General features: G+C 68.9%; 18 protein-coding genes. 12 read left to right on the top strand and 6 right to left on the bottom strand.

The window, feature by feature from the left end; translation table 11 throughout:
• The first annotated feature begins 169 nt into the window (after positions 1-169).
• The 10 genes from ACWDZ6_RS22010 (at position 170) to ACWDZ6_RS21965 (ending at position 12,261) form a co-directional block, all read left to right on the top strand.
• Positions 170-1,066 (top strand): FAD binding domain-containing protein, encoded by an 897-nt coding sequence (locus tag ACWDZ6_RS22010; RefSeq protein ID WP_326650203.1) that lies wholly within the window; start codon positions 170-172, stop codon positions 1,064-1,066.
• Positions 1,063-2,361, top strand: a complete 1,299-nt coding sequence (locus tag ACWDZ6_RS22005; protein ID WP_451504205.1) for a 2Fe-2S iron-sulfur cluster-binding protein — start codon at positions 1,063-1,065, stop codon at positions 2,359-2,361. The genes ACWDZ6_RS22010 and ACWDZ6_RS22005 overlap by 4 nt, the downstream gene beginning before the upstream one ends.
• On the top strand, positions 2,358-4,679 hold the full coding sequence (locus ACWDZ6_RS22000) for a xanthine dehydrogenase family protein molybdopterin-binding subunit (protein WP_451504204.1): 2,322 nt from the start codon (positions 2,358-2,360) through the stop codon (positions 4,677-4,679). The genes ACWDZ6_RS22005 and ACWDZ6_RS22000 overlap by 4 nt, the downstream gene beginning before the upstream one ends.
• Before the next feature lie 98 nt (positions 4,680-4,777).
• Positions 4,778-5,290, top strand: coding sequence for a hypothetical protein (locus ACWDZ6_RS21995; protein ID WP_451504203.1), 513 nt, complete (start codon positions 4,778-4,780; stop codon positions 5,288-5,290).
• Positions 5,291-5,329: 39 nt separating this feature from the next.
• Positions 5,330-6,862 carry a WXG100 family type VII secretion target gene (locus tag ACWDZ6_RS21990; RefSeq protein ID WP_451504202.1) on the top strand — a complete coding sequence of 511 codons (1,533 nt, stop codon included), beginning with the start codon at positions 5,330-5,332 and terminating at the stop codon, positions 6,860-6,862.
• A gap of 27 nt (positions 6,863-6,889) precedes the next feature.
• A complete protein-coding gene (mycP, locus tag ACWDZ6_RS21985; protein WP_451504201.1) occupies positions 6,890-8,266 on the top strand; it encodes a type VII secretion-associated serine protease mycosin in 1,377 nt (458 codons plus the stop codon).
• 179 nt (positions 8,267-8,445) lie between these two features.
• Positions 8,446-8,931 (top strand): hypothetical protein, encoded by a 486-nt coding sequence (locus ACWDZ6_RS21980; RefSeq protein WP_451504200.1) that lies wholly within the window; start codon positions 8,446-8,448, stop codon positions 8,929-8,931.
• Positions 8,932-8,936: 5 nt separating this feature from the next.
• A complete protein-coding gene (locus tag ACWDZ6_RS21975; RefSeq protein ID WP_451504247.1) occupies positions 8,937-10,784 on the top strand; it encodes an alpha/beta hydrolase in 1,848 nt (615 codons plus the stop codon).
• Positions 10,781-11,359, top strand: coding sequence for a hypothetical protein (locus ACWDZ6_RS21970; protein WP_451504199.1), 579 nt, complete (start codon positions 10,781-10,783; stop codon positions 11,357-11,359). Before ACWDZ6_RS21975 ends, ACWDZ6_RS21970 begins: the two co-directional genes overlap by 4 nt.
• Positions 11,360-11,610: 251 nt before the next feature.
• A complete protein-coding gene (locus ACWDZ6_RS21965; protein WP_451504198.1) occupies positions 11,611-12,261 on the top strand; it encodes a hypothetical protein in 651 nt (216 codons plus the stop codon).
• 6 nt (positions 12,262-12,267) lie between these two features.
• Here the strand turns inward: ACWDZ6_RS21965 and ACWDZ6_RS21960 are convergent, their stop codons facing one another.
• The gene (locus ACWDZ6_RS21960) at positions 12,268-13,062 is read right to left on the bottom strand and encodes a helix-turn-helix domain-containing protein (protein ID WP_451504197.1); all 795 of its coding nucleotides are present in this window, start codon (positions 13,060-13,062) and stop codon (positions 12,268-12,270) included.
• 477 nt (positions 13,063-13,539) lie between these two features.
• Between ACWDZ6_RS21960 and ACWDZ6_RS21955 the strand changes: the two genes are divergently transcribed.
• Positions 13,540-13,719, top strand: a complete 180-nt coding sequence (locus tag ACWDZ6_RS21955) for a DUF397 domain-containing protein (protein ID WP_451504196.1) — start codon at positions 13,540-13,542, stop codon at positions 13,717-13,719.
• An 88-nt stretch (positions 13,720-13,807) separates the two neighbouring features.
• Here the strand turns inward: ACWDZ6_RS21955 and ACWDZ6_RS21950 are convergent, their stop codons facing one another.
• From ACWDZ6_RS21950 to ACWDZ6_RS21930, 5 genes are all read right to left on the bottom strand, one after another.
• Entirely contained in the window at positions 13,808-15,925 is a 2,118-nt protein-coding gene (locus ACWDZ6_RS21950; protein ID WP_451504195.1) for a protein kinase domain-containing protein, read from the bottom strand.
• Between the two features lie 23 nt (positions 15,926-15,948).
• Positions 15,949-18,132: a protein kinase domain-containing protein gene (locus ACWDZ6_RS21945; protein WP_451504194.1), complete on the bottom strand. Its 2,184-nt coding sequence runs from the start codon at positions 18,130-18,132 to the stop codon at positions 15,949-15,951.
• A 3-nt stretch (positions 18,133-18,135) separates the two neighbouring features.
• Positions 18,136-19,056, bottom strand: coding sequence for a serine/threonine protein kinase (locus tag ACWDZ6_RS21940; protein WP_451504193.1), 921 nt, complete (start codon positions 19,054-19,056; stop codon positions 18,136-18,138).
• A gap of 141 nt (positions 19,057-19,197) precedes the next feature.
• Positions 19,198-21,282, bottom strand: coding sequence for a serine/threonine-protein kinase (locus ACWDZ6_RS21935; RefSeq protein WP_451504192.1), 2,085 nt, complete (start codon positions 21,280-21,282; stop codon positions 19,198-19,200).
• Between the two features lie 12 nt (positions 21,283-21,294).
• Positions 21,295-23,487, bottom strand: a complete 2,193-nt coding sequence (locus ACWDZ6_RS21930) for a serine/threonine-protein kinase (protein WP_451504191.1) — start codon at positions 23,485-23,487, stop codon at positions 21,295-21,297.
• Between the two features lie 641 nt (positions 23,488-24,128).
• Here ACWDZ6_RS21930 and ACWDZ6_RS21925 point away from each other — a divergent pair.
• Complete coding sequence (locus ACWDZ6_RS21925) at positions 24,129-24,671, top strand: hypothetical protein (RefSeq protein WP_451504190.1); 543 nt, start codon at positions 24,129-24,131, stop codon at positions 24,669-24,671.
• Positions 24,672-24,682: the final 11 nt, after the last annotated feature.

Here is a 24,682-nt window from a genome sequence, read left to right as displayed (position 1 = left end):
CAAAACGGACAGTCGTCACGAGTGGGTGCATCCGGTGCGGATGTGCCCTTCGCGGACCCTCTCGTCGGTCGGCTCGGAAGATGTGCCAGAGTTGCCACGTCCGGGCTGTGTGCACGTACGGTACGGCAACACAGGCGGGACAGCCGGGACACCGGGAAGGGGCAGCTGGGTGACCACGCACGCACCGCAGGCGGCGCAGTCGGTGACGCTGCCGGCCTCGCTCGACGAGGCCGTGGCGGCGCTCGACGCCATGCCCGCCGCCGTGCCCGTCGCCGGCGGTACGGACCTCATGGCCGCCGTCAACAAGGGCCAACTCCGCCCCGCGGGCCTCGTCGGCCTCGGCCGCATCAGCGAGATCCGCGGCTGGCGCTACATGGACGGGCACGCGCTGCTCGGAGCCGGACTCACCCACGCCCGGATGGGACGGCCCGACTTCGCGGCCCTCATCCCCGCGCTGGCCGCGTCCGCTCGCGCCGCGGGCCCGCCCCAGATCCGTAACGCCGGCACGCTCGGCGGCAATATCGCCACCGCCGCCCCGACCGGCGACGCCCTGCCCGTACTGGCCGCCCTCGAGGCGGACCTGGTGATCGCGGGACCCGGCGGCGCACGCCGCGAGATCCCCGTCTCCCATCTGCTGGCCGGCCGCGAGATGCTCGCCCCCGCCGAACTCATCGGGTTCGTCCGTGTGCCCCTGCTGCACGCCCCGCAGGTCTTCCTGAAGGCGACCGGCCGGACAGGGCCCGGCCGCGCCACCGCATCCGTCGCCGTCGTCCTCGACCCGGCGCGGCGCGGGGTGCGCTGCGCGGTGGGCGCGATCGCGCCGATGCCGCTGCGGCCGCTGGAGGCGGAGCGCTGGATCGCGTCGCTGATCGACTGGGACGGCGAGCGGGGCCTGGCGACCGAGGCGCTGGCGGCCTTCGGCGAGTACGTCGCGGCGGCGTGCATCCCGGATCCGGCCCCGACCGCGCAGGGCGAGGAGCCGCCCGCGCTGCCACCGGCCGTACTGCATCTGCGACGCACGGTCGCCGCACTGGCCCGACGTGCACTGGGGAGGGCGCTGTCGTGAGCAATGAAGAGAATCCGCACGAGCTCCCGAACGAGCTCCCGCCGGAGCAGGGCGGCTGGCAGCCGATTCCGCACGGCGGCGAGTACGACGCCGAGGCCACGGCCTTCCTGCAGCTGCCGCCCGAGGGCGCGCTGGACGCTGCGCCGCTCGAGGCGCCGGGCCATGGCTATGTACCGCCGATGATCACGCCGCTGACGCCGGCCGACGCGACGGATCCGGCCGCGACGGGCACGTGGGCCGTGCCCCGGGGTGACGGCGAGCCGTCCGCGGTGCAGTGGCCGGAGCCGGCGGCCGGGTACCCGGGGCCCGCCGACCCGCACGCCACGGGCCAGTGGGCCTTCACCGAGACCGAGCCGGTCCAGGCCGCCTCGGAGCTGACCGGCCAGTGGACGATTCCGGTGGCGGGCGGCGATCTGCCCGACGAGTCGGGCGAGTTCACCACGACCGCGCTGCAGTCCCAGTGGGCCGCCGCGGCCCCGCCCACCACGCTGCCGGGCGGTGCGACCGCCCCCTGGGCGCCGTCGCCCGACGCCCCGGCCACCCTTCCGGGCGGAGCGCCCGCGCCCTGGGCGATGGCGCAGGAGCCCGCGGCGGTGGAGGAGCCGGAGCCGGCCGAGCCCGAAGCAGCCCCTGAGGAGTCGGCCGAGGAGGCTCCTGCGGAGAGCCCCGAGGAGGAGGAACCCGCCCCCACCTCCTCCACCGGCAGCGACGAACACCCGCCCAGCTCCTACGTCCTGCGGGTCAACGGCACCGACCGGCCCGTCACCGACGCCTGGATCGGCGAATCCCTGCTCTACGTACTGCGCGAACGCCTCGGCCTGGCCGGCGCCAAGGACGGCTGCTCACAGGGCGAGTGCGGCGCGTGCAACGTCCAGGTCGACGGCCGTCTCGTCGCGTCCTGCCTGGTCCCCGCGGCGACCGCCGCCGGCTCCGAAGTGCGTACGGTCGAGGGCCTCGCCACCGACGGCGAACCCTCCGACGTCCAGCGTGCTCTCGCGGGCTGCGGCGCGGTCCAGTGCGGCTTCTGCATCCCCGGCATGGCCATGACCGTCCACGACCTCCTCGAGGGCAACCACGCCCCCACCGAGCTCCAGACGCGGCAGGCCCTGTGCGGCAATCTCTGCCGCTGCTCCGGCTACCGGGGCGTCCTCGATGCCGTACGCGAAGTGGTCGCCGAGCGCGGAGCGAGCGCCGCGGCCGCGGCGGAGGCGAGTGAGGAAGCCCGCATTCCGCACCAGGCGCCCCCAGGCGCAGGTAGTGTGCAGCTCCACCCGCACGACGGAGGCATGGCGTGAGCAACGACGCGGCCACCACTGCGACGCCCCAGGCGGTCGACGGCCCTCAGCCACAGTCCCAGCCGCCTGCGCACGGCCTCGGTGCCTCCCTCCCGCCGGCCGATGCCCGCGCCAAGACCGAGGGCACGTTTCCGTACGCCGCAGACCTGTGGGCCGAAGGGCTGCTGTGGGCGGCGATCCTGCGCTCCCCGCACCCGCACGCCCGTATCACCTCGATCGACACCTCGGCGGCGCTGGACATGCCGGGAGTGCGAGCAGTCGTTACACACCAGGACATTCCGGGTGATTCGTCGTACGGCAGACGTATCGCGGACCGTCCCGTCTTCGCCTCCGAGATCGTCCGCCATCACGGCGAGGCGATCGCCGCGGTCGCGGCCGACCACCCCGACACGGCCCGCCTCGCGGCGGCGGCGATCGCGGTCGAGTACGAACCCCTCGAACCGGTCACCGACCCCGAGAAGGCCTTCGCCGCCGAACCACTGCACCCCGACGGCAATCTGATCCGCCACATCCCGCTCCGCTACGGCGACCCCGATGTGGCGGGCGAGGTGATCGTCGAGGGTCTCTACCGCATCGGCCGCCAGGACCCGGCCCCGATCGGCGCCGAGGCCGGCCTGGCCGTCCCGCGCCCGGACGGCGGCGTGGAGCTGTACGTCGCCTCCACCGACCCCCACACCGACCGCGATCTGGCGGCGGCGTGCTTCGGCCTGGAGCAGGACCGGGTGAAGGTCGTCGTCACGGGTGTCCCGGGCGCGACGGGCGACCGCGAGGACCCCGGCTTCCAACTCCCGCTGGGCCTGCTGGCATTGAAGACGGGCTGCCCGGTCAAGCTGACGGCAACCCGCGAGGAGTCCTTCCTCGGCCACGCCCACCGCCACCCCACGCTGCTGCGCTACCGCCACCACGCGGACGCGGAGGGCCGCCTGGTCAAGGTCGAGGCCCAACTGCTCCTGGACGCGGGCGCGTACGCCGACGCCTCCTCCGAATCGCTCGCGGCCGCGGTCGCCTTCGCCTGCGGCCCGTACGTCGTCCCGCACGCCTTCATCGAGGGCTGGGCGGTCCGTACGAACAACCCTCCGTCGGGCCATGTGCGCGGCGAGGGAGCGATGCAGGTGTGCGCGGCGTACGAGGCCCAGATGGACAAACTGTCCGCCAAGCTCGGCCTCGACCCCACCGAACTCCGCCTCCGCAATGCCCTTGCCACCGGCGACATCCTCCCCACCGGTCAGACGGTCACCTGTCCCGCGCCCGTCGCGGAACTGCTCCACGCCGTACGGGACTTCCCGCTCCCCGACCTTCCCAAGGACACACCGGAGAACGGCTGGCTGCTCCCCGGCGGCCCGGAGGGCGCGGGCGAACCCGGAGCGATCCGCCGGGGGGTGGGCTACGCACTGGGCATGGTCCACATGCTCGGCGCGGAAGGCACCGACGAGGTCTCCACAGCCACGGTCAAGGTCCACGACGGGATCGCGACCGTCATCTGCGCGGCAGTCGAAACGGGCCAGGGCTTCGCCACACTCGCCCGCCAGATCGTCCAGGAGACGCTGGGCATCGAAGAGGTCCGCGTGGCCTCGGTCGACACGGACCAGCCACCGGCGGGCCCGGCGGCCCACGGCCGCCACACATGGGTCTCGGGCGGCGCGGTCGAGAGGGCCGCGAGGATGGTCCGTACCCAGCTCCTCCAGCCGCTGGCCCACAAGTTCGGGATGTCGACGGAGCTGCTCCAGATCACCGACGGCAAGATCACGTCGTACGACGGTGTGCTGTCGACGACGGTGACGGAGGCGATGGACGGCAAGGAACTGTGGGCAACGGCCCAGTGCCGCCCCCACCCGACCGAACCTCTCGACGACTCGGGCCAGGGAGACGCCTTCGTGGGCCTCGCGTTCTGCGCGATCCGCGCGGTGGTGGACGTCGACATCGAGCTGGGCTCGATCCGCGTGGTCGAAATGGCGGTGGCCCAGGACGTGGGCCGCGTCCTGAACCCTGCCCAACTGGCTTCGCGCATCGAGGCGGGCGTGACCCAGGGCGTCGGCACGGCCCTGACGGAAAACCTCCGCACCGCCCGAGGCCTGGTCCGCCACCCGGACCTGACGGGCTACGCACTCCCGACATCTCTTGACGCTCCGGACATTCGCATCGTGAAACTGGTCGAGGAACGGGACGTGGTGGCCCCGTTCGGGGCCAAGCCGGCGAGCGCGGCCCCGGTGGTGACTTCCCCGGCGGCGGTGGCTTCGGCGGTACGCGCGGCAACGGGGAGGCCGATCAACCGGCTCCCGATCAGGCCTCAGGCGGCCGTGGCCATTCCCAACTCGTAGCCGTGTGACGCTCATTGCACCTGCAATCCAGGGGTGCGCACTGTCACTGGGGCTCGGTACAGTGATCCCTGTAGACGTGTGTAAACGGGGAGGCGTTCGTGGCGGAGGACAGCGATACAGGGGCGGTAGCGGCGGCGGGGGCGCTCGGCGCGTTCGGGTTGATCCCTATGGCGAGTAGCGCGGCGGCGGTGGCGAAGATGGTCGCCGACATGGAGTCGATGGGGAGTTTCAGGACAGAGGTCCACAAAATTCTCGCCGACCTGGAAGACTCCGAGGCCGCACCGGACAAGGTCTCCGCCGACCGGCTGGAGCCGAGCCACCTGGGCAAGCCCGAGTTCAGGGAGAGCGCGTTCCTGTACGGCGCCTACTCGATGGTCCATGACGAGCTTGAAAAGCTCTCCAAGATTCTTACCTTGCAGATCGACGGGCTGAGCATTGCGGTGCAGGCCTCTCAAGTGGGCTACGAGAACATCGACTACGACATTCAGCGACGCATGCTGCGGCTCGCCGGCGAGATGGCGAAGCAGCCTCAGAGCCAGACGCAGCAGAGCGGCGCCAACGAGACGGGTGGCGGCGCTTCGCGGCCTGGCGTCGAAGAGCTCGAAGTCTGATGAACACGGGGATGGGGAAAGCGGGAATGGTGGTTCACCATGGCTGACGATGCGCAGACAGGACGCAAGGCGCCGGCGCTCCAGGAGACGGACTTCCACTCCAAGACGCACGACGAGCTGCTGGCCATGATCGAAGGAACGAAGGCCGAGTCGGCAGCGGAGCTTGCGAAGAAGTTGTCCAAGGCCGCTTCCAAGATCACGGAGGTCGGCGAAGGCCTCAAGAGCCATATGACGCGCGTCGTATGGGAAGGCGAGGGGGGCAAGGCCTTCCGGGACTGGGGCCACGAGGCAGCCATGGCCACGTTGGAGCTAGGCAAGTACAGCAAGGAGGCTTCGTCGTGGCTGCAGGACGTTGCCGCGGCCATTGCCACTGCTCACAGCGCGATCCCGAAGAAAGACGGCTCTCTGGAGACGCAGGCCAGCGAAGCCAAAGAGAATCTGGCGGCTGCCCGCAAGGCGCATAGCCCGGATGACACGTCTACTTACAGCACGCAGCTGGCAACTGCCCAGGCAGGGATGGAAAAGCGGCGCCTGGAGGCGGCCGACCAGATGCGGAGGCTGGCACAGACGTACACCCACTCCGGGGAGCAGATCATGAGTCTGCAGCCGCCGGAATTCCCGCCGCCGCCGGGGCAGTTCGTGCCGCCGCCGAGGAAGTACGTCGACTCCTCACAGCAAGTTGGCGGCTCTGGGACCGCAGACAGACAGCGATCGTCTGCTCATTCGTACTCACAGTCGGAGCGATCCGCCTCTCCCCCCAATGAGGCGTCAGCAAAGACGAACATCCCTCCGGTTACCGTCTCGCCTCATACCGCCGTGCCGGATCGTCCCGTCGACATGGGGATCGACAGCGTGGCGACCTTGCCTCCCCCGACCTCGACGACGCCGTCGATTACGCCGGGCCTTGTTCCGTCGGCCGGTAGGCCCGAGGGGCCGGGCATCGTGCCGCCAGGCATCATCCCGTCCACGTTCGGTGGCAAAAATACAGCCATGCCCAGCACCCCTGCAGCCGGGAGAGCTTTCCCCGGCGCTCGGGGCCTCGTGCCGCCCGGACAGGCAGGGATCAACTCGCGTATGCCGCGTGAAGGCATCGTTGGCGGCCGTCCTGTCACGCCGAACACGGGTCGCCCCACCGGAGGGATTCCCCGTGGCACGGTGATCGGCAATGAAAACACCACCGCTCGCGGGCCCATGGGCCGCGGGGGCACGCCGGGTATGCATGGCGGTGGCCCCACGGGAGGTGCCGGCCAGAGCGGTGTCTCAGGTGGGCGTCGGCTGGCGTCCGAGGCGGGTGGCGTTGTCGGAGGACGACAGCAGAAGCCCGGGCAGAACAGCGCGCGGCCTTTCACGCCGGGTGGCTCCGGCCTGGTGCGGGGTGCCAATCCGAACGCCTCCAGCGGTGGCGCGTCGCACCCCGGGCAGGCAGGCCGAGCCGGAGCGATCCCTCCTGGGACGCACGGTGCCAACTCTCGCCGTGATGAACAGAACGGCGAGCGGCCGGACTACCTGTCGGAAGACGAAGAAACCTGGCAGCAGGGCGGCCGCCGCGTTGTGCCGCCGGTTATTGACTAACCCGTGCAACACCGGGAGAGGGAACTGATGCACACCAGCAGCCGTCCAGTAGCGAAGTATGGCCGCGCAGTAACCGCTGCCTTGGGCATGCTGCTGGTGGGCATCGCCGCAACTCCTGCCCATGCGGAGACAATCCGCGATCAGCAGTGGCATCTGGACACGATGCATGCTGACGAGATGTGGCGAACCAGCACAGGCAAGGGCGTCACCGTCGCCGTCATCGACTCAGGTGTCGACGATCGCCTGCCTGATCTGCAGGGGCAGGTACTTCCAGGACTTGACCTCTCGAAGCAGCCGGGTGACGAGAATTCGGACTTTGAGGGGCATGGCTCGGGAATGGCCGCCATGATCGCAGGAACTGGGAAACGGCCAGGAGGGAAGGGCTCATTCGGCCTTGCTCCTGGAGCCAAGATCCTTCCGATCAGGATGCCCAAGGTGAACGAAGGAACGAAGCTGGCATGGAACCCCGAGTTGTGGAATGGATCGCTCAGTAAGGGGATTCGACACGCCGCGGACTCCGGCGCGAGAGTCATCAATATTTCGATGGCCACGGAAGAGCCTTCCAATGATGTCGCGGCGGCAGTGAAGTATGCTCTGCGTAAGGGATCGTTGGTATTTGCAGGCGTGGGTAACGACGGCGAAAAGGGGAACCGGGTCATGTACCCGGCGGCGGTCCCGGGCGTCGTCGGAGTAGCCGCGTACGATAGGAATGGCCGGACAACGGAGGAATCGGAGCGAGGACCGCAGGTGGACCTTGTGGCACCCGGTGAAGACATCTTCGCCGCGTGCGCTGGAGGGACGCAGATCTGCAAGAGTCACGGAACCAGCGACGCCACCGCTCTCACCTCTGCCTCTGCCGCCCTGATCTGGTCCAAATACCCGCAATGGACAAATAACCAGGTCCTCCGCGTCATGATCAACACGGCCGGCAAGGCAAAGAGCGGCAAAGCGCGTACCGATGCCGGGGGTTATGGAGCCGTGCGGCCCCGCATCGCGCTGAAGACCCCCGGTGACCCCGGGCCGGCCGACGAGTACCCTCTCCCGGACCTCGCCGCTGCTGCCCCCAAGTCGCCGTCCCCGGACGCCTCCAAGTCCGCCGGCGGCACCGAGTCCGACAAGAAGCAGCCCGTCACTGCGGTGCCCGCGTCCAGCGACGGCAGCAACACCGGTCTCTGGATCGGCCTCGGTGTTGGCGCGGCCGCCCTCATCGGCGCCGCAGTAGCCGTCCCGCTCGTCCGGTCCCGCCGTCGCAGCACGGCACTTGCGCCTGTGCCGCCCGCGGCAGCCCCTGCTCCGTACCCGTATCAGCCGCAGCTTCCCCCGACTTACGGCCCGCCGCAGGGTGGCGCTCCCAACGCCAACTCCCCGTACGGTGGCCCGCCAGGACCCGGTCAGTCTGGGTGACATTGGCATCTCCCCTGAGCCCGGCCGCTCTTGCGGCTTGGGCTGTCGCATGGTACGGCCGACGACTATGAGTGGCCCGAGATTCCACGTTGCACTTGTGCATGGTGGTGCCGCCTCCGGTAGCGTTTTCACGCGCGACAGCAGGGGTGGATGAACGTGACGAGACGGGGGAGACAGTCGTGGCGAGCGAGACGCAACCGCAAAGCTTGCAGCATCTGATCGAGCTGGAAGCGCAACAGGCGGGGGGCGGTCAGCCAGCGGGATCCGGCTCTGCGGATGACTCCATGATGCTGGCCGCGGCAGGCCCGGCCGGCGGCGGGGGCGGTGGTGCGGGTGGCGACGGACTTCAGCACAGCGAGGGCCCGTGGACGCATGGAGCGACGGTAGTCGGTGAGTTGAAGGCGGATACCAACTCCGGCATGACCAAGCTTGAGACCGCGCATGGCGGAGTCTCCTCCGGCGCCGAGGGCTTGGAGACTACTGCGGCGCTCAGCGCTGTCCTCTATTCCTGGCAACAACGGCTGAAGACAGTTCGGGAGGAATGCGGAAACCTGGAGGCGCCGCTGCGTCTGGTGGCCAAGGACCAGGGAGAGTTCGAGACGTATACGGCAGGGAAGTTCACCCAGGTGGTGCCCGCTGAGGGCCGGGACAAGGGCGGGCGGTGACGACCATGGTGTCCTTGCAAGAGCTGAAGGATATGAAGCTGTCGGAGCTCGTCGAAGCAGCCGCGGGCTGGGCCGATGTCAGCAACCGTGCGTACACGTCTCGAAAAAGAGTCGACAGCGAAATAGTAGCTAAGCTGACGGACACTCAGAAGGGCATGGCGGCCATGTTCGCCACGTATCGCCTGGGTCGGCTCAGCCGTAACTTTCAGTACATCCACACCGAATGCGGACTGCTCCAGGCGTCGCTCAGCGGTCTGGCTCAGGAATTGGCCGCCCCCCAGCGCCGTCTTCTCACTGCGTTGGGTAAAGCCGACCACTACAAATTTACAGTGCATGACGACGGTTCGGTGAGCTACCCGGCGGCGGGGGAGGAGATCAACGGCCAGCAGCCTCAGGGCGACACGGCCACAGGCGCCGATGGGTTCTTCGGGCGGGCGATCAAGGCACCCATCGCGTTGATGAACCCCAACCCGAACGCCGCGATTGCGCAGGACATCGCCGACGAGATCGCGAGTGCTCTCAGCGAGGCGGGCGACGTGGACGCCGAATACGCTGCGGCCGTGCGGAGGCTCAAGGCGGAACAAGGCCTCGAGGTCACCGAGAACACCTGGGCCGATGTCAGCGGTGATGCGAAGGCCGTCCACGGGGCGGCGGACGACGTCCTGAAGGACGAAATCCCGACGGGTAAGTCCCCGGCGGAGCGCAAGGCGTGGTGGGACGGGCTCACCGAGGAACAGCGGGTCGCGTACTTGGCGGTCTACCCGGACACAGTCGGAAATCTGGATGGGATTCCGTCCGTGGCGCGTGACGAGGCCAATCGCGCCTACCTGCCGCAGCTCATGGGCAAGCTCAGTGAACAGGGCGACGAGGCGTCCCAGACTAAGCTGGCCGGTCTCCAGGGCATCCAGCAACAGCTGATTTCGGGCCCTTCCCAGCCCCCGATGTTTCTGCTGGGCATCGGCGACCAGGGCAACGGGCGTGCGATCGTCGCATACGGCAATCCCGATACCTCCAGGAATGTCTCGGCGTACGTCCCAGGACTGGGCACGAAACTCAATGGTGAATTCGCGACCGGAACCATGAAGCGCGCCTTCGATACCGCCTCGGGTGCCCGGGAGCTCGATCCGTCCAGCGCTTCGATCGTCTGGCTGGGTTATGACGCTCCGCAGGATGTTGACGTCATGAGCGACGGCGACGCGAAGCGAGGTGCCCCCGCCTACAACAGCTTCATGAGCGGACTGCTGGCCACGAACGACAACGCCGACCCGCACGTCACGGCGATCGGCCACTCATACGGCTCGCTGACGGTCGGGCAGGCCACGCAGCAACCCGGAGGCATTCCCGGCGCTGACGACATCATCCTGGTGGGCAGCCCGGGCGTCGGGGTGGACCGGGCTGAGGACCTGGGTGTGGGCAAGCAGCACGTTTTCGTCGGCGCCGCGGACAACGACCCGGTCACGAAGCTCCCGTCCAAGCCGGAGGCCGGAATGATCCTGGGGGGTGCGGGAACCGGGGCAGTTGCTGGCTCGCCCCTGGGCCCAGTGGGCGTGGTCGGAGGTGCGGTGGCCGGCGGCCTGCTCGGCTGGGGAGCATCGGATGTGGCCGACCCCGGGGGCGACGACCTCTATTTCGGAAAAGATCCCGCGAGCGAGGCGTTCGGTGCGAATAGGTTCCGGACTGAGCCTGGCCCCGAGGTGGTTGACGTAGAGTTCCCGAAGGTCTGGGACAGCAAAGTGGGTGCCGAGGCGCACTCGAACTACTTCAATCCCGAGAAGGATCAGATTTCATCTGACAACATCGCCGCGATCGTCGCCGGTAACCCTGGCAAGATGATTCCGGAGGCGCGACGATGAAGGCACGAATTGCTGCTGTTGCGGTGTTGATTTTGATCCTGGCCGGATGTGGCACGACCGGCGGTTCGCAGCAAGGGCAGGGCGACGAGGAGCGTACGCAGAAGATGAATATGCAAGAGGCTGCAGAGCGCGCAGATGCAATCCTCGACGGCACCTTCGCGGTGATCAAGCCCCCCGTGGAATGGACCCATCGGGACAGCATGCCGGGCGATTGCACCACTGACCGTAAGCGCTCTGTCATGACGATCGTCTCTGCCGAGCGCAGAGGCGGCTTCCTCGGTTTGGTCGAGCGCTACTGGAAGAGCGAGGGGTTCAAGTTCCGGGCGACGAGTCAGGACAAGCAGGCGGCGTATTACATGACTCCGGATGGATTCCAGGTCAGCGTGAAGTTCGGCTGGAAGGGGCAGGCTCACTTCGAAGTGACTACTCCTTGTGTGGAGAAGTCCGAGGTATCGGACCCTACCTCCAAGTCGAACGGTCCGGACTACAGCGGGCGGGAACTTCCAGCGCCCAATGTCCACTCGGATTTCTGGTCCGCCAACACACCGGTCTCGGGAGCCTCGCCGAGCGCGTGAAGTCCATGTGGTAGCGGCAACGCTCTGGGACCAGGGACCACCGGCGAGTATCCGCTGCCGCGCCTGACCGCCGCCTCAAGTCACCCTCACCGGATGCCCCCAGAGCCACTCGTGGGCGGACCACTCCGGACTTGCCGACCGCAGATCTGATGCGGTGACCTTGCTGGCGTATGCGCTTTGGAGAGCGTCGTGTCCTGTGGGCCGGCAGGAGGCGACTTGGTGCCCTATCCCTTTCGGGTCGAAGAAGTGACATGCGAACCAAGCTGAGAATGGTCATGGTGCCTGCCGTCGTCGTCATGGCGGTGACGGCGGGCTGTACGTCGAACAGTGACGGCGGTGACGAAGCGAAGGGCAAGCCGGCCGACGAGGTCTGCGGGGCCTTCGCGAAGGACACCCCGGCTTCCGCCGCGCTCAAGGCGATCGCGGGTGACGGGAATTTCACCAGTGACCTTTCCGAACCGGACAAGGTGCTCGATACCCTCCGCGAGGCTTCCCGCACGGAACAAAGCGGGAAGCAGCGCGCGCAAGGCATTTCTTACTGCTCGCTGCGGCCGGCCAAGGGTGGGGAGACAGGTCTTCGTATCGAGTTCCGCGAGGCTTTGGCTCTCCCGAGCCGGGACGCCGAGGACGAAGCGGTCGCCACGTTCTTCTCCACCGGTGAATTGGCTTCTTCGTCCGACGCTTTCGCGCCCGTCTACTTCAAGTGCCGTATGAAGGCGCCTGCACACGAGATCCTCATCGCCGCGGAGCTCGAACGGACCGGCGGGGACGAAACCTCGCAGAAGAAGATCAGGGCGAACCAGATCACCGTGGCAAACGCCGCCGCGCGCAAGGTCGCCACCGATCTTGGTTGTCAGAACGACACCAAGCTGGTGAGTGGGGTGCCCAAACCCGTGGCCTGAGCCGGCTCAGGGGGACGGCATTGCCGGTGGGCTGCAGTTCCCGCACCGGCCCGGCTCTGGAGCGCGGAAGGCACGGTCGCAGCGGTCGCAGTTCTGGAGGGGGTCCGGGCGCTCTTGTTGTGGCGTCGCCGGGAACGGTGGCGGAAGCATCGCGGTCAGGCGGTGGGCGAGCAGCGCCGCCGCGTGATGGATCGGGCCTGTGGGGAGCGCGGCGGTCAAGGTGCGGCGTACGGCCTCCGGGGCGATTCCGCGCTCCAGCCAGGTGTCGACGGCCGGGGAGAGGCGGCGTACGTCGCGTTCGGCGAGGAGCAGTCGCGGGTCGTCGCGGCGGAGGGATGCGAGGAGGTCGTAGGCGGCCGTGGCGGCCGGCGCCGGTAGTGGTAAGACCGCGGCCGGGCGCGCAGGCTGCGGAGCTTTCGGCGGCAGCGGGGGTGAACCTGCTTCTACGGCAGCGGGTTTGTTGTACGAGACGGTACGGGTGATCACGCGGCCCGACGGCAGGCGTTCGCGCGTGCGGGCGAGGTAGCCGTGGGCTTCCAGCTCGCGCAGAGCGGCGGCGATGCGGACCTCGCCCTCAGGGAAGCGTTCGGCGAGGGCCTTGATCGAGACCTTCGCGCCTGTGGGCAGCGATTGAATGTGCGCGGCCAGGCCGATGGCCGTCAAGGACAGTTCGCGGTGCTGGGTGAGGTGGTTTCCGACCACGGTGAAACGGTCCGGGTGGCGGCGGTTGATGTGCCGGATACCGGACGTGGGAACTAGGGACGAGGCGCATGGGGGCGCGTTAAGCTGCTGTTCAGCCATGGGGAAGGTGTCGACTTCCTGCGTGGTCAGGCCCTCGATCGGGATTGCCGTCCCGGCCGGGGGCCGTTGCATGTATGGGGTTGTTGAGGCTGAGCCTGCACCGCGAAATGGCATATGCGCCAGCCAAGTTGGAGTAGATCACTCGTGTGAGTGACGGGGGCTGGGGGTGGTGGGGAGGGTTTTCTCCCAGGATTCTTTACTTCTCTATGGCGAGCGCCGCCACGCCGTGGTGCACCGCGTCGTGGAAACCGGGATCCGGCGAAGCGGGGACGATGACATGGTTTTCTGCCCAGGCCGATCTGGAGGATGCGGGGTCCGGGTGGGTCCGCTGGCGATCGGCAAAGAGTGGACGGAGGCGGAAGGTGCTGCCGATGTGTGGCCATGCAGGGCGGCGACGTCAGACGTCCGACGAGGCGTGTGCCTCTGCGGGGGGAGGGCAGCAGGATCGCGAAGTGGCGGACGGTGGTCGTGGGTTGGGTGAATTCTCGTTCGCGTCACTCACCGTGGCCAGGCGCATCCACCCTGAAGGGCAACGGCGTCAGCACGGACGACGGCCCTGACTGCGTCGAGATCGCCACCACAACCGCCGACACGATCCACGTCCGCGACTCCAAGAACACCAAGGTCCCGCGGCTCGTGTTCGGGCCCGTCACGTAGGCCGACTTCGGTGGGTTTGTTTCTCAGGGCGGAGTTGGCCGACGTCGTGCTGGAGGCTGATCTGAGGCGAGAAAGACCGGGGCAGGGCTCATATCACCGGCAGCGCCAGCAGGTACTCCTCGGTCAGCACGAAGAGACGGTTGCCGTCCGCCTTGAAGCCGAGGGGCGGGGAAAGGTTCTCCGGGGTGTAGTGCATCCTGGTCCATCCGCTGGCGAGATCCACAGCCATCACTGATGGCAAATCGTCGATGATCCAGGCGTAGCTGCCCTGCCTCAGGACAGGACTCCTGAAGTCGGCGATCGAACCGCGTTCCCAGAGCAAGCTTTTGTCCGCCAGGTTGATGCGCTGGGCCCATCTGCCCCTCATGGCGAATACCGACCTGCCGTCCGTACGCGGTGCTGACCACGATTCACGGTTGCCTTCGTAGTCCTTGTGGGGCTTCGTCCGCCAGAGTTCCTTGCCGTCGGAGATGCGCCGCGCTGTCAGATTTTTGCCACCGAGGTAGACGGTGCTGCCTTGCACGGCGGGCGTCAGACTGATCTCGGACCCGGAGTCGAACTGCCAGGCCTTCCGTCCATTGCTCGTGTCGACAGCGAAAACGACGCCGCCCGGGGCGCTGAAGATGAGCCGTCCTTGAGCGGCGACCGCTCCGGTGTTGCTGTGCGTGAGATTGTCAGCCGGAGCCGGGACCGTCCAGCGGATCGTGGCGTCGGAGCGACCGATCGCGCGGAGCTGGTCGTCCGTGGTGACCATGTACACCATGTCGTCATCAGCGGCGAGCACGCAACGGGCCTGTGCTGCCGGGACCGTCCACTTGCGCTCTCCCGTGGAGGGGACGAGCGTCAGCAATTTGCCGCCCGGACCGACAGCGGCGATCAACCGGTCGGAAAGGGAGACGTATCCGCCCGAGGCCACCACCTCCGGGGCCGACCAGCGCCACTTGCCGTTCACCACGTTGTGGGCTGCCAGACCGCCGTTCTTCGCACCGAAGACGATGACATCCCGGACGGGCTGGGGAGACGGCGAATCTTTGGCGTTGACCGGCAGTGGGCCCCACAGAGGCTTCAGCGTGGGGTATTTGTCACCGAGGATGCTTTCTTTGTATGCAGGGATCGCGAAATCGGCTGTCGGCGTCTTCACCGCGGGTGGGATGTCGAAAGCACCCGCCGGCTTCTTCTTCCCGGCGTTGGGGCCGGACTTCCCGTCGCGCTGCAGCCACCAGATACCCGCCCCGCCGCCCGCCGCCAGAACCGTACCGCCCGCCGCAAGCGAGGTCAGCAGCCGACGGCGCGGGATGCTGATCCCCTCACCCGTCGCCGGCAGCGTCGTGAACTGCTTGGCTCCCGATTCACGACTCCTGATGTCATCCGCCAACCGACCACGCCTCCAGGTGCGTTCGGCGCCCTTGGGCGGCGCGAAAGCGGTGGCGATCTGGTTGGGGCCCGGACGGATACCTGCATCCTTGGCCAGACACGGGCCGATCAACGGCTGGAGCTCCGCCGGGACCTGGGTCAGGTTCGGTTCGCCGTGCACGACTTCGTACTGCACGGCTGCCACATGGCTCGCGTCGAAGGCGCGTCGGCCGCTCGCGGCGAAGACAAGTACGGCCCCGAGCGAGAAGACGTCGGCCGCCGGTCCGACCCGTTGTCCGAGGATCTGCTCCGGGGCACCGTAGCCGGGGGTGACCGGGATCTGGCCCGTGGTGGTGAGCGTGAGACCGTGCTCGGGCCGGGCGATGCCGAAGTCGATGATGCGGGGCCCGGCCGACGTCATGACGATGTTCGAGGGCTTCAGGTCACGGTGGACGAGTCCGGACACATGGATGTCGTGGAGAGTGCGGGCAAGTGACGCGGCAAGAGCCCGTACAGCCGGACCGTCCATCGGCCCGTAGGAGGCAATCGCCTCGTCGAGGGTGGGCCCTGCCAGGAACTCGGTGGCGATCCAGGGCCGGCCGCCCTCCGTCCGGGAGCCGAGCACCCGGGCCACGCCCTTGCTGGTAACCGACTGAGCCATCTGCGCCTCGCGCACAAAGCGTTGGGCCAGTTGCTGGTCGTGCGAGAGTTCAGGACGAAGGACCTTGACGGCAGCGCTTTTGCCCGCGCTGTCCCGACCGAAGTAGACCTTGCCCATGCCTCCTTCACCGAGTACGCCGAGCAGGCGGTATGGGCCGAGCCGGAGTGGATCACCGGTGCCGAGCGGTTGCATGGGGCGATGGCTTTCTGTGGGAGTCACTGGAGCGGGAAGGCGCTGAGGAAGCCGCCGCCGAGAGCGATCACGACCCTTGCGCGCTCATGGCCGAGGAAACGAGTGCCGGTTGTCTTGTACTCATCGACGCTTCTGCTGGACTTGAGGTCGTAGACGCGCAGGCTGTGAGGAACTTTGGAGTAGAGGCGCTCCGCCCCGACGACGACAGGGCAGGACAGGTCCTCCTCCAGGCCGCCGTCGCTGTTCAGCCATGCGCTGCCCCCGCCCTCAGCGTCGCGACCGATGATGTTGATCCTCTGCTGCACGGCGTAGACCACGCCGCCGGCCACGGCGGGGTGTCCGTAGGGGCTGTTCGTAAATGCTTCGTCCTTCCATATCTCGCGCCCGTCGCTCAGTCGTAGGGCGCGCAGGTCTCCGAGGCCGAGGAAGGCATGAGACTTGTCCGTCGCGAGCAGTCCACGCACCTGGTCCGGCTTCACGCCGGCCCAGGGTTTGTCCCATACGACCTTCCCGGTGAGCGCGTTGCGCGCAACCACACGCACCTCGCCCTTGGCGGTCTCCTGCAGCAGGACGAGCCTGTCTCCCACACTTCGCCCTGCGAGAAAATGCAGCCGCTTGGATCCGGCCGGCAGCGGTGGCAGCGGTTGCCTCCACAGCTCTTTGCCGCTCGCCATGTCCACCGCCGCCAGGAACCGGGGTCCCTTCGTGCTCTGGGCGGCGGCCAGATGAACGACGCCGCCTCCGGCGCAGACCAATTGGTTCTCGGGAAACGCACCGTTGGAGTCACGCAGCCGAGGCCCTTTCTTCGGCTTGCCAGTGGTGAGGTCGAGTGTCTCGACCACGAGAGGCCGGACATCGGTCCTTTCACCGTCGGTCTGCGCGGCCTTGGCCAGGCGGTAGATCCCCTCGCCGTCGGAGACGATCTGCCAGTTGAATTCCTTGCCGCCGGTGGTCCACGCGGTCTTTCCGGTCCGGGCGTCGACCGCCGCCAGCCCGCTGCTGACGACGAGCGCCACCAGGTCACCGACGACTATGGGAGTCGACGCGGCCCCGGGGTGCGAAGCGCCCGGAGGGCTGGTCACCTTGACCTGCCAAAGGTGACGCTCTTCGGGACTGTTCTTGAAGGGGGAGGAGATGCCCGTCAGCTTCAGCGGATCTGTCTCGGTCGGCTTTCCGGAGCCGGCCCATGCCCATACTCCCGTCCCCACCGCCGCCACCCCTAGCGTCGACCCTCCGCTGATCGTCAGCAACCTGCGGCGGGACAGCGGAGTGCGCGGTGTCGTCGAAGGCCGAGCGTCCTCCGCCGGAGCCGGGATGCGGTACGGCTGGTGGCGCCAGACCTCCGTCGCGCGTCGGGCGATCTCGGCGAGGAGGGTGTCCGGGAGGTGGTCGGCGAACTGGCCTTTTCCGTCGTGGAGTTGTCTCGCCAGTTCCGAGGTGGTGGGGCGCTGGGTGGGGTCTTTGGAGAGGCAGCGGGTGAAGATGGGGACCAGGCTGTCGGGGACGCCGGTGAGGTCGGGGTCGGCGTAGCGGACGCGGTAGAGGAGGTCGGCGGGCCGGCCGGTGCCGAAGGGGCCGTGGCCCGTTGCCGCGAAGACCAGGACGCCCGCCAGAGCGAAGACGTCTCCCGACGGGGTGTGTTCCTGGCCGGTTGCCTGCTCCGGTGACATGAAGGCGGGGGTTCCTGCGGCGGCGCCGGTGCGGGTGAGTCGGTCGTCGCCCGCGGCCCGTGCGATGCCGAAGTCGATGATCTTGGGGCCGTACGCCGTGACCATCACGTTGGAGGGCTTGAGGTCGCGGTGCACGACCTCGGAAGCATGGAGCTGGGCGAGGGCCCCGGCAAGGGCGGCGCCCAGCGCCCGGACCGACGGTTCGGGCAGTGGTCCGGCAAGCGAGACGGCGTCGTCCAGTGGTGGGCCGAGTACGTACTCGGTGGCCAGCCATGGCGTTTGCGCCACCGGGTCGGCGTCGACCACGACCGCGCCGTGATGGCCGCCGATGATCCGTGCCGCGTCTGTTTCCAGGCGGAAGCGGGTGCGGAATTCGGGGTCCGATGCGATGCCCGCGTGCATGGTTTTGAGGGCCACGGTACGGCCGCCGGCCGAGCGGGCCAGGTAGACGGTGCCCATGCCGCCGCTGCCCAGGCGGGCGATCAGGCGGTACGAGCCGAGCTGGACAGGGTCGTCGTGTGTCAGGGGAGAGAGCACCGGTCAAACCCCGTGGGGCTGCGGGACGCGGAGCTCAGCGGCGAGGACCTCGGCGGACTGGCGGGCCACTGCCGCCACCACGCGACCCGGCAGCCAGCCGGGCGTCAGCAGCGAGGTGCTCGAGTCGAGAACCGTGGCCGCGGGCGCCGGTGACGGGGGAGGCATCGCGTGCAGGACCTCGGCAGCCGTGGGGCGGGCCGCCGGGTCACGGGTGAGGCAGCGGGAGATCAAGGAGCGCAGGGACTCGGGGAGTTCGCCGCGGTCCGGGACCGTGTGGCCGGTGGCGGCGTACGCGAGGACCGCGCCCAGTGCGTAGACGTCACCCGGCGGGCGGGGGCGGCCGCCCGACGCTTGTTCCGGGGCGAGGCTGCCGGGCTCCAGGCCGGGGAGGCCGGAGCGCTGTTCGCCGTCCGGGGCGGCGGCGCGTACGGCGCCGAAGCAGGTCAGGCGCGGGCCGTCGCCCGCCAGCAGTACGGCTGCGGGCGACAGGCCCGCGTGCGTGATGCCCGTCGCGTGCGCGCCCGCCAGTGTCTCGGCGAGGGCAGTCCCGATGGCTCGCACTGTGCGCTCGGGCAGGGGCCCGCTGTGGACGGCGAGGGCCACGGGAAGCGGCAGCGAGGGGAGGTACGGGGACGCGTACCAGGGGGCGTCGGACGGCGGCGAGAGTTCGGCGACCGGGGAGACCCACGGGCCGAGCAGCCGGCGACCCGTGTCCGCCTCGACGAGAAACCGCCCGGGGTCGACGCCATCCAGAGGGGTTCTGACCAGCACCGTACGGTCGCCGTCCGCGCTGCGCGCGATGAAGCGGCGTTCGGGGACAGGGGGAAAGCCCGGACCGGCCGGATCGAGACGCGTGATGAGGTGGTACGGGCCGATCTGGCGTGGACTGTGCCCCTGCGGCCGTTCCGTGTGTGCTCGTTCCATCTGCTAAGCCCCCGTGGTGTCATGAACGTCAGGAGCCTACTCAAGTACCGGTGCGGGCCTGGAGGGTGGGCCGTCCAGGGGCGGTCACGGTGCTGTCGACGGCTCGTCGCCTTCCGGCGCTCCTTGCACGTGCAATCCGGGTCACGGTCGTACGGGCATGGCGACGACGGAGCCGGCATGAGCGGCGAAGAGCCGATTGCCGTCGCCCGATACCTCGTACGCCGTCTTGGCGTCCTTGTCGCCGAAGGTGTAGAGGGAGAGCTCGTCGCCGGTGTGCGCGCTGACAGCCGTCAGCCCGTAGCCGCTGGACTCGACGATCCAGACAGTGCCGCCCTGCACGACGGGCCGCTTCCGCGGGTCGTCGCCGTATCCGCGCAGAAAGAACATCCATTCCTTCTTTCCATCGCTCGCACGCCGGCGGTAGAGCTTGTCGTCTACGGCGTAGACCTCGTTCCCGCGGACCGCCGGAGGACCCCAGCCGCCGGATGTCTCCTCGACCCTTGTCTCCGCCTCCACTGACCAGATCTTCTTGCCATCGGCGAGCATGTGGGCGGCAAGCGTCCGCCCCCCGAAGTAGACCCGGTCCTTCACAATCGCCGGTGCCAGGGGCGCCGTTCCCTGGTCGGGCAGGCCCCACACCTTGCGGCCGTTGGCCGTGTCCAGTGCGACCACCAGGCCGTCCGATGCGAAGAGCACCAGGCGTCCCGCGCCGACGGCCGCCGCCGGTGGATCGGTGAACGAGGTGCGTACCGGTGTGGGGACCGACCACAGCGCCTTCCGCGTGGCGACGCTGACCGCGCTCACATGCCGTTCCTTCGTCATTACGTAGACCGTGTCGGCGTCTGCCGCCAGCAGCTTCTCGACGGTGACGCCCGACGCGGTCCAGGCTTTTTCCCCGGTGGAGGCGATGAACGCCTGCAAGGCGCCTCCCGTGTCCGCCGCCACGACGAGCCGGTCGGCGACCGACAGGAAGCCGGCGAAGCCACCCGCCCCGGTGGCGAGCCACCTCCTGCTTCCGTCCGTCACCCGGTGGGCGGCCAGCCCACCGCCCTCCTGGTTGAAGACCACCACATCGCGTACGGGCAGGGGGGACGGGGTCTCTTGACTCGCACCGCGCACGGGGCCCCACAGCGGCGCGAAGGCCTCGGTGGCCGCCAGCACCGCGGCCGACGGCTTCTCGACGGCCGGCGGAACAGCGACCGGTCGCGGCTCCGATCCGTCCGGGCCACCCTTGAGCCACCAGGCGGTCGTGCCCGCACCGGCCGCGAGGACAGTGCCGCCCACGGCGAGGGCGGTGAGCATGCGCCGCCGGGTCGGCTGGGCGGAAACGTCTGTCGAGTACGACGAGACCAGATGCTCGGCCGTGCTCTCCCGCCGGGCGATCTCCACGGCCCAGGGCCCCTGCCGCCAGACCTTGGCGGCGCCCTTGGGAGGTGCGAGCGCCTGGGCGATCTGAGTGGGTACGGGCCGCTGCGCCGGGTTCTTGGCGAGGCAGGGGAGGATCAGGGGGCGGAGCTGGTCCGGCACCCGGCTCAGGTCCGCTTCACCATGGACGACTTCGTACTGCACCGCGGCCACATGCGCACCGTTGAAGGCCCGTTGCCCCCCGGCCGCGTACGCGAGAACCGCCCCGAGCGAGAAGACGTCGGCCGCCGGGCCGACGCGCTGCCCGAGCACCTGCTCGGGAGCGCCGTAGCCAGGGGTCACCGGGACCTGGCCCGTGGTGGTCAGGGTCAGTCCGTGCTCGGGACGGGCGATGCCGAAGTCGATGACGCGAGGGCCGCGCGACGTCAGCACGATGTTGGACGGCTTGAGGTCTCGGTGGACCAGCTGCGCCGCATGAATGTCCTGGAGAGTACGGGCGAGGGACGCGGCGAGCGCACGCAGACCGGGCTCGTCCAGTGGCCCGTACGCCGTGACCGCCTCCTCCAGCGTGGGCCCGGCGAGGAACTCGGCCGCGATCCACGGCCGTCCGCCCTCGGTCTGTGAGCCCAGAACCCGTGCCACACCGGCGCTGGTGACGGCCTGCGCGGTCCGGGCCTCGCGGACGAAGCGCTGGGCCAGCTGCTGGTCGTGCGCGAGCTCGGGCCGCAGCACCTTGACCGCCGCCTTGCGGCCGCCGTTGTCGCGCCCGAAGTAGACCTTCCCCATGCCCCCTTCGCCGAGTGTGCCGATGAGTCGGTACGGGCCGAGGCGCAGGGGATCGCCGGTGCTGAGGGGAATCATGGTGAGGCTCTCTCACTCGAAGGGCAGGGCGGTCACGGTGGCGTTGTCGGCGCCGATGAGCGTCTTGGTTCCCTCGTGCACCGCGAAGCGGATCGCGGAACTCGGCGACGACCAGACGGACTTGTGGGTGCGGAGATCCACGGCGCTGATGCCGCTGGTCAGATGCGCGTACACGAACTTCGTACCGACGACCGGTGGCACGTCGAGCCCCGGATCCTCCTCCTTCGTCAGGTCCTCCACCTCCTCCCACAGCAGCTTTCCCGTCGCCGCGTTCAGGGCGACGAGGCCACGGCTGCCCTCAGCCGCGTACACGACGCCGTTCTTCACGGCCGGCGGCCCGTAGTGGCGCGCGTTCTCATCGACGTCGCCCTGATTGCGCCCCTCACCGAACGACCAGGCGACCTTGCCGTCGGAGTGCCGGACCGCGTGGACCTGTCCGCTGCTGATGTAGACGTGCTGCTGGTCCACAGCGAGTTGGCCGGGAATCAGGAAGGAGTTGTCGCCCCGCACTCTGGGCATCTCCGTCGTCCAGAGCCGCTTTCCGGTGCGGATGTCGGTGCCGCTCACGCTGAAGTCCGGGAGAGCCACTCCGTTGCTTGCGGTGACGAGGCACTTTCCGACGGCCTTCGCGCTGACCGCCGTCGAGCCGTTGTCGGGATAGATCATCCCGTGGGGCCGCTGCCAGAGCTTCTTCCCGGTACGGATGTCGACGGCGAGCAGGCGCCAGCCCTTGGCCTGGTCGGCGAAGTCCGTGGACTTGGGCCCGGTCCAGGCGATCAGATAGAGGACGCCGTCAGCGGCGGTGAGCAGTTCCACATCGTGCACGGAGCCGCTGAATTCGGCGAAGTGCCCGATGCGACGTCCGAGGGTTCCATCGGCAGCCGAGAACGCGCTGAGTGTCAGACCCTCCCCTTCGGTCTCCTCGGGTACGAAGCCGTAGATCGCCGTGCCGTCCGACGCGATCTGCTGCCCCACGCCGAGCGCGGAGTAGGACCAGCGCTGCTTGCCGGTCTTCGCGTCCAGGCCCAGCAGCCCATCGTCGGACAGGGTGACGATCGTGTTGCCGACCGGCATGGGGAGCCGGCGCTGCCACTTGTCGGCGACCTCGGCACTCCATACGGCCGGCGGCCCGTCGTTCCCGGCCTTGGGCCGGCTGTCCGAACCCTCGTGGCCTGCCTGCTTCTTGTCGAACCACGCCCACGCCCCGACGCCTGCGGCAGCCACGCCGAGAGCCGACCCGCCACCGATGGTGAGCAGCTTGCGGCGGGACATGCCGCTCGGAGCAGGGGTCTCGAACTCCTCCGGGGCCGGGAGGCGGTGCGGTTGGTAGTACCAGACCATCGACGCGCGGCGGGCGATCTCGGCGAGGAGAGTGTCGGGGAGGTGGTCGGCGAATTGCCCCTTGCCGTCGTGGAGTTGTGTGACGAGGTCCGAGGTGGTGGGGCGCCGGGCGGGGTCTTTGGAGAGGCTTTGGGCCAGGATCGGATTCAGTGCTTCGGGGACGCCCGTGAGGTCGGGGTCGGCGTAACGGACGCGGTAGAGCAGGTCGGCGGGTCGGCCCGAGCCGAAGGGGCCGTGGCCCGTTGCCGCGTAGGTGAGGACGCCCGCGAGGGCGAAGACGTCGCCCGCCGGTGTGTGGTCCTGCCCTGTTGCCTGTTCCGGGGACATGAAGGCGGGGGTGCCCGCGGCTGCTCCGGTGCGGGTGAGGCGGTCGTCGCCTGCCGCGTGGGCGATGCCGAAGTCGATGATTTTCGGGCCGTACGCCGTGACCATGACGTTGGAGGGCTTGAGGTCGCGGTGCACGACGTCGGAGGAGTGGAGCTGGGCGAGGGCTCCGGCGAGGGCCGCGCCGAGGGCGCGGACCGAGGGTTCAGGGAGCGGTCCGGCAAGCGAGACGGCGTCGTCGAGGGGCGGACCGAGTACGTATTCCGTTGCCAGCCAGGGAGTTTCGGCGAGCGGGTCGGCGTCGACGACCGTCGCCCCGTGGTGGCCGCCGATGATGCGAGCCGCGTCGGTCTCGAGACGGAATCGGGTACGCGAGGCCGGGTCCGATGCGATGCCCGCGTGCATGGTCTTGAGCGCGACGGTACGGCCGCCGGCGGAACGGGCCAGGTACACGGTGCCCATGCCGCCGCTGCCCAGGCGGGCGATCAGGCGGTACGAGCCGATCGCCGAGGGATCGTGGTGCGCCAATGGGGAGAGCACCGGTCAGATCCCGGGAAAGCGGTCATGCGCAGCAGCACATTGAGGCAGGGCTGTGCGCAGTCGTCCCATGTGTGAATCCCCCTTGGTGTCCCCAACAGCATCAGGAGCTTACTCAGCGGCCCGACGGACGATTGGCCGGGTTGCCTTCCGCTCGGAAGGAGTTGTGGGTCACCTTGCTGCCCGGGCGGGCTCGGCAGTGAGGGCAGACGTACTCAATTGCATACGTAATCAAGGGAGGCCGGCCCGAGTGGTGCTGCTGAGTACCCGAATAAGTGCCGGTGCTCAGGGAGGTTGGTGATCCATACTCATCCGGGCCCGTGCCGTAAGCGGCAGGGTTCGTACGAGATCCCCCCACGTGCGGGTGGCATGCCCGCGGAACGAGGTGCACACCGATGACTCAGCCGCCGTATCAGGGTCCTCAGGACTGGCCCGGGCAGTACGGGCAGCCGGGACCGCAGGATGCGCGGCCGGGGCCACCGGTTCCGCCTCCGCCGCCGGCGCAGCCGCCACAGGCTCCGCAGTATCCGCCGAACCAGCCCGCGCAGTACGGCGGTCCCTACGGCTCGTACGGTCAGCAGCCTTCGCCGTACGGGAACTGTCCGCCCCCTCCGCCCGCCCCCTCCGGTGGCCGTAGGACTCCTTTGATCATCGTTGCCGCAGTCGCGGCGGTCGCCGTCATCGGTGGTGTCGTCTGGTTCGCCACGTCGGGCGGCGATGACGACGACAAGCCTTCGGCCAAGGGGAGTTCACAGGTCAGCGTGAAGCCGTCCTCCGACGCGTCGGAGAGCGAGGAGCCGGCAGCCGAGCCCAGCGCGACCCCGAGCGAGGAAGAGACCGGCATCGGGGCCGAGCCGACCGGGACCGGCATGGCGGGTATGTGGAGGTCCGACTCCGGCGGGGGCATGCTCGGGCTGAAGGAGAGCGTGGACTCCGAGAAGCCGGACAAGATCTCGGTCATCCTGGTCTCCGGCGGACTGGAGTGCCGGGGTATCCGGAAGGTCGAGGAGCCCGAGAAGAAGTACCGGATCGCGGTGCTCTGCGAGCGCGGCGGAAAGCCGGTCAAGGCCGAGGACCGCGCCGGGAATCTCACGTACGGCGGCGGGGACTCGGTCTCTGTCAGCTGGTACAAGGGCAAGAGCGGTACGGAGACCTTCACGCGATACGGCGACTGGCCCGAGAGCTGAGGTCGCCCAGC

Source organism: Streptomyces sp. NPDC002926 (genome assembly GCF_053591755.1).
The sequence above is the reverse complement of the archived record's forward strand: the minus strand, read 5'-3'. Positions and strand labels throughout refer to the sequence as shown.

What these genes read in the sequence shown, in the direction of transcription:
- ACWDZ6_RS21935 (WP_451504192.1), bottom strand. Translation starts at nt 21,282, where the DNA reads ATGATTCCCCTCAGCACCGGCGATCCCCTGCGCCTCGGCCCGTACCGA.
- ACWDZ6_RS21970 (WP_451504199.1), top strand. Translation starts at nt 10,781, where the DNA reads ATGAAGGCACGAATTGCTGCTGTTGCGGTGTTGATTTTGATCCTGGCC.
- ACWDZ6_RS21950 (WP_451504195.1), bottom strand. Translation starts at nt 15,925, where the DNA reads ATGCAACCGCTCGGCACCGGTGATCCACTCCGGCTCGGCCCATACCGC.
- ACWDZ6_RS21940 (WP_451504193.1), bottom strand. Translation starts at nt 19,056, where the DNA reads ATGGAACGAGCACACACGGAACGGCCGCAGGGGCACAGTCCACGCCAG.
- ACWDZ6_RS21975 (WP_451504247.1), top strand. Translation starts at nt 8,937, where the DNA reads ATGGTGTCCTTGCAAGAGCTGAAGGATATGAAGCTGTCGGAGCTCGTC.
- ACWDZ6_RS21960 (WP_451504197.1), bottom strand. Translation starts at nt 13,062, where the DNA reads ATGGCTGAACAGCAGCTTAACGCGCCCCCATGCGCCTCGTCCCTAGTT.
- ACWDZ6_RS21965 (WP_451504198.1), top strand. Translation starts at nt 11,611, where the DNA reads ATGCGAACCAAGCTGAGAATGGTCATGGTGCCTGCCGTCGTCGTCATG.
- mycP (WP_451504201.1), top strand. Translation starts at nt 6,890, where the DNA reads ATGCACACCAGCAGCCGTCCAGTAGCGAAGTATGGCCGCGCAGTAACC.
- ACWDZ6_RS21990 (WP_451504202.1), top strand. Translation starts at nt 5,330, where the DNA reads ATGGCTGACGATGCGCAGACAGGACGCAAGGCGCCGGCGCTCCAGGAG.